This is a genomic window from Bradyrhizobium sp. SZCCHNRI1029, assembly GCF_032487555.1.
Classification (GTDB): domain Bacteria; phylum Pseudomonadota; class Alphaproteobacteria; order Rhizobiales; family Xanthobacteraceae; genus Bradyrhizobium.
The window spans coordinates 1-4644 of the sequence record NZ_JAUEUK010000023.1 but is presented as its reverse complement, the minus strand read 5'-3'; the positions used below and the strand labels follow the sequence as shown (position 1 = coordinate 4644).

The following is a 4644-nucleotide window of genomic DNA, read 5'->3' as shown; positions in this document are numbered from 1 at the left end:
CGTTCGGTCTAGGGACAGGACAGGTCAAGTCGCTGAACGATCTCAACGCGAAGCTCGCAGCCAACAACCTGCAGGCCACGGTCGACTCGTCCACCGGCAAGATCTCGATCACCACGACCAACGACGCGGCTTCGGCCACGATCGGTGCGATCGGCGGTACGTCGGCTGCATCCAGCCAGGCCTTCAACGGTCTGACGGCGGCGGCTCCGGTGGCGGACGCGACCGCGCAGACGCAGCGCGCGAGCCTGGTCTCCCAGTACAACAACGTGCTGGCGCAGATCAACACGACCGCGGCTGACGCTTCGTTCAACGGCATCAACCTGCTGAACGGCGATACGCTGAAGCTGACCTTCAACGAAACCGGTAAGTCGACGCTGTCGATCACCGGTGTCACGTTCAACTCGGCTGGTCTCGGCCTGTCGAACCTGACCTCGGGCACCGACTTCCTCGACAACAACTCGGCGAACAAGGTCATCGGCGTCCTCAACTCGGCGAGCTCCACGCTGCGCAACGAGGCCTCGACGCTGGGTTCGAACCTCTCGGTCGTGCAGGTTCGTCAGGACTTCAACAAGAACCTGATCAACGTGTTGCAGACCGGTTCGTCGAACCTGACGCTGGCCGACACCAACGAGGAAGCGGCCAACAGCCAGGCGCTGTCGACCCGCCAGTCGATCGCGGTGTCCGCGCTGTCGCTCGCCAACCAGTCGCAGGCGAGCGTGCTGCAGCTCCTGCGCTAAGGCGCGGGCGGCACCCACGAATATCGGAGGCGGCGGGGCTTGCCCCGCCGTTTTCGGCTCTAGACTATTCGCAAATTGACGCCGCTCGGCTGCGGCGCCGGATCAGCCGGACAGCGAGCACGAGAGCAACGTCGTGTCGACGCGAATGCAGCCTGCCGACGACGCCGCTCCCGAGAGGAGACTCCCGAGAGGAGCCTTCTGAGAGGAGACTGGGCCATGCCCCTGCGGGTCGAGCTGAAGCCTTTCGAGCGCATCGTGATCGGCGACAGCGTCATCGTGAATTCGAATACGCGCGCCCGCTTCATCGTCGAAGGCGACGCGCCCATCCTCCGCGAGCGTGACACCGTCACCGCCGAGACCGCCGATACGCCGGCCAAGCGCCTCTATCTCTGCGTCCAGACGATGTATCTGAAGAACGACGCGATCCGTTATCGCGCGTCCTATCTCGCCTGTATGAACGAGTTGCGCAGGGCGATTCCGGAAGCCGCCGGCCAAGCCGAGATGGTGGATCGCCATGTCACGGAAGGAGCGCTGTACAAGGCGCTGAAGGAGATCAGGGCGCTGATCGAGCGAGAGGATCGCGCAGTCGCGCCGGCCGAAGCGATGCCTTGACATTCCGGCCGCGGAAGGAGCCGGGCTCGCCACAGCCTGAGAGGTCGGTACTACGTCCGTATTAGCACGGACAATAAAATTAACGGGACGGATAAAAGCCCCACCTAACGATGGCGTGGACGAAAGTCTGTTCAGCCGAGTCGGCGAGGGCCGGGTATCGATCCGCGCTGCTGGTGAAGGCCGGGACCGGCCGTCGCTCTGACAGGATCAGCGGTCGCCCGTGACCGCGGCGCCAATTCTTGGAAGGCCAGTTTCATGGACGATCTGTTGCGTGAGTTCCTGACGGAGACCAGCGAGAGCCTGGACACCGTCGACAATCAATTGGTACGGTTCGAGCAGGAGCCGAACAACGCCAAGATCCTCGATAACATCTTCCGGCTGGTGCACACGATCAAGGGGACCTGCGGCTTCCTCGGCCTGCCGCGGCTCGAAGCGCTGGCGCACGCCGCCGAAACATTGATGGGCAAATTCCGCGACGGCATGCCGGTGACCGGCGAGGCCGTGACGCTGATCCTGACCACGATCGACCGCATCAAGGACATCCTGGGACAGCTCGAGGCCAACGAGGCCGAGCCCGAGGGCGAGGACCGCGACCTCATCAGCGAGCTCGAAGCCATGGTCGAGCGCGGCATGGCGGCGATGGCCGCCGGCGAGGCGGCCCCGCCGCTGGTGCCGGCCGCGCCGCCCGCCCCCGCGGTGACGCACGGCTCGCTGATCGACCAGACGCTGGAGCGTCCGCTGCGTCCGGGCGAAGTGTCGCTCGACGAGCTCGAGCGGGCCTTCCGCGAGACCGCGATCGAGTTGCCGCCCGCGCATGAGAAGGCGCCTGAGCCCAAGGCCGCTGCCCCGGCGCCGGTCGCCAAGGCCGGGCCTGCCAAGGCGGAAGCAGAGGCCAAGGCCGAGCCGAAGAAGGCGGCGCGGCCGAAGGTCAATGCCGACGGCGAGGTGCACGAGAACGACAAGGTCGCCAACCAGTCGATCCGCGTCAACGTCGACACGCTCGAACATCTGATGACGATGGTCTCGGAGCTGGTGCTGACGCGCAACCAGCTCCTGGAGATCGCCCGCCGCAACGAGGACACCGAGTTCAAGGTGCCGCTGCAGCGGCTGTCCAACGTCACCGCCGAGCTGCAGGAGGGCGTCATGAAGACGCGCATGCAGCCGATCGGCAATGCCTGGCAGAAGCTGCCGCGCATCGTCCGCGACCTCGCCACCGAACTCGGCAAGCAGATCGAGCTCGAGATGCACGGCGCCGACACCGAGCTCGACCGCCAGGTGCTCGACCTGATCAAGGACCCGCTCACCCACATGGTGCGCAACTCCGCCGATCACGGCCTGGAGACGATGGCCGAGCGCGCCGCGGCCGGCAAGGCCGAGCAGGGCACCATCCGGCTGTCCGCCTATCACGAAGGCGGCCATATCATCATCTGCATCGCCGACAACGGCCGCGGCCTCAACACCGAGCGCATCAAGGCCAAGGCCTTGGCGAACGGCCTCGTCACCGAGGCCGAGCTCGAGAAGATGACGGAAGCGCAGATCCACAAGTTCATCTTCGAGCCGGGCTTCTCGACCGCGGCCGCCGTCACCTCGGTCTCGGGCCGCGGCGTCGGCATGGACGTGGTGCGCACCAACATCGACCAGATCGGCGGCACCATCGACATCAAGTCGGTGCTCGGCGAGGGCACCTCGGTCACCATCAAGATCCCGCTGACGCTCGCGATCGTCTCGGCGCTGATCGTCGAAGCCGGCGGCGACCGCTTCGCGATCCCGCAATTGTCGGTCGTCGAGCTGGTGCGTGCGCGCGCCAACTCCGAGCACCGCATCGAGCGCATCAAGGACACCGCGGTCTTGCGCTTGCGCAACAAGCTGCTGCCGCTGATGCATCTGAAGAAGCTCCTGAAGATCGACGACGGCTCGTCGACCGATCCGGAGAACGGATTCATCGTGGTGACGCAGGTCGGCAACCAGACCTTCGGCATCGTGGTCGACTGCGTGTTCCACACCGAGGAAATCGTGGTCAAGCCGATGTCGACCAAGCTGCGTCACATCGACATGTTCTCGGGCAACACCATCCTGGGCGACGGCGCCGTGATCATGATCATCGATCCGAACGGCATTGCGAAAGCGCTCGGCGCCGCCGGCTCGGCCTCGCAGGCGGTGTCCGACGAGCACGCCGCGCATCACGCCATCGGCGGCGAGCAGCTCACCTCGCTCTTGGTGTTCCGCGCCGGCACGGCGCAGCCCAAGGCGGTGCCGTTGGCGCTGGTCACGCGCCTGGAGGAGATCGCGGCCGACAAGATCGAGATCTCCAACGGCCGCTACATGGTGCAGTACCGCGACCAGCTGATGCCCCTGGTGCAGATGGAAGGCGTGTCGGTGCAGACGTCGGGCTCGCAGCCGATCCTGGTGTTCGCCGACGAGACCCGCGCGATGGGCCTCGTGGTCGACGAGATCATCGACATCGTCGAGGAGCGGCTCAACATCCAGGTCTCCGGCGCCAAGGACGGCATCCTTGGCTCGGCGGTGATCAAGGGCCAGGCGACCGAGGTGATCGACGTCGGCCACTTCCTGCCGATGGCCTTCGCCGACTGGTTCATCCGCAAGGAGATGCACACCGACGCGCAGACGCAGTCGGTGCTGCTGGTCGACGACTCGCCGTTCTTCCGCAACATGCTGGCGCCGGTGTTGAAGTCGGCCGGCTACAAGGTGCGCACGGCGGCCTCGGCGATCGAGGGCCTGGCCACGCTGCGCTCCGGGCACAGCTTCGACATCGTCGTCACCGACATCGAGATGCCGGAGATGAACGGCTTCGAGTTCACCGAGGCGATCCGCGCCGACCAGAACCTGAGCCAGATGCCGGTCATCGCGGTGTCGTCGCTGGTGTCGCCGGCGGCGATCGAGCGCGGCCGCCAGGCCGGCCTCTACGACTACATCGCCAAGTTCGACCGGCCCGGCCTGATCGCGGCGCTGAAGGAACAGATCGAGGAACGGGCCCGCGCCGAAGCCAACCGGCGGGCCGCGTGACAGCAAGCGGACAGGAGTAGCGTGCGATGAGCAGCAAGATCGAAACCACCGAGGGCGCCGCCGTCGAATACGTCACTGCGATGATCGGCGGCCAGCTGTTCGGCCTGCCGATCTCCCGGGTACAGGACGTGTTCATGCCGGAGCGGGTGACGCGGGTGCCGCTGTCATCGGCGGAGATCGCCGGGGTCCTGAACCTGCGCGGCCGCATCGTGACCGTCGTCGACATGCGGGCGCGGCTCGGCCTTGCCCGCGCCGAGGACGGCAAGCCGCC

At 66.1% G+C, this 4644-nt stretch carries 4 protein-coding genes; all 4 read left to right on the top strand.

What is annotated here, in order from left to right; genetic code table 11:
- On the top strand, positions 1-737 hold a 737-nt coding region (locus QW861_RS33930; RefSeq protein ID WP_315716968.1), incomplete at its 5' end, for a flagellin.
- A gap of 216 nt (positions 738-953) precedes the next feature.
- Complete coding sequence (gene flbT, locus QW861_RS33925) at positions 954-1349, top strand: flagellar biosynthesis repressor FlbT (protein WP_315716969.1); 396 nt, start codon at positions 954-956, stop codon at positions 1347-1349.
- A 255-nt stretch (positions 1350-1604) separates the two neighbouring features.
- A complete protein-coding gene (locus QW861_RS33920) occupies positions 1605-4373 on the top strand; it encodes a hybrid sensor histidine kinase/response regulator (RefSeq protein WP_315714011.1) in 2769 nt (922 codons plus the stop codon).
- Positions 4374-4399: 26 nt separating this feature from the next.
- Positions 4400-4644: chemotaxis protein CheW (locus QW861_RS33915; RefSeq protein WP_316194032.1), on the top strand; the 245-nt coding region annotated here is incomplete at its 3' end.

Excerpts from the sequence above, each read along its gene's own strand:
- flbT (WP_315716969.1), top strand. The coding sequence starts at position 954 with ATGCCCCTGCGGGTCGAGCTGAAGCCTTTCGAGCGCATCGTGATCGGC.
- QW861_RS33920 (WP_315714011.1), top strand. The coding sequence starts at position 1,605 with ATGGACGATCTGTTGCGTGAGTTCCTGACGGAGACCAGCGAGAGCCTG.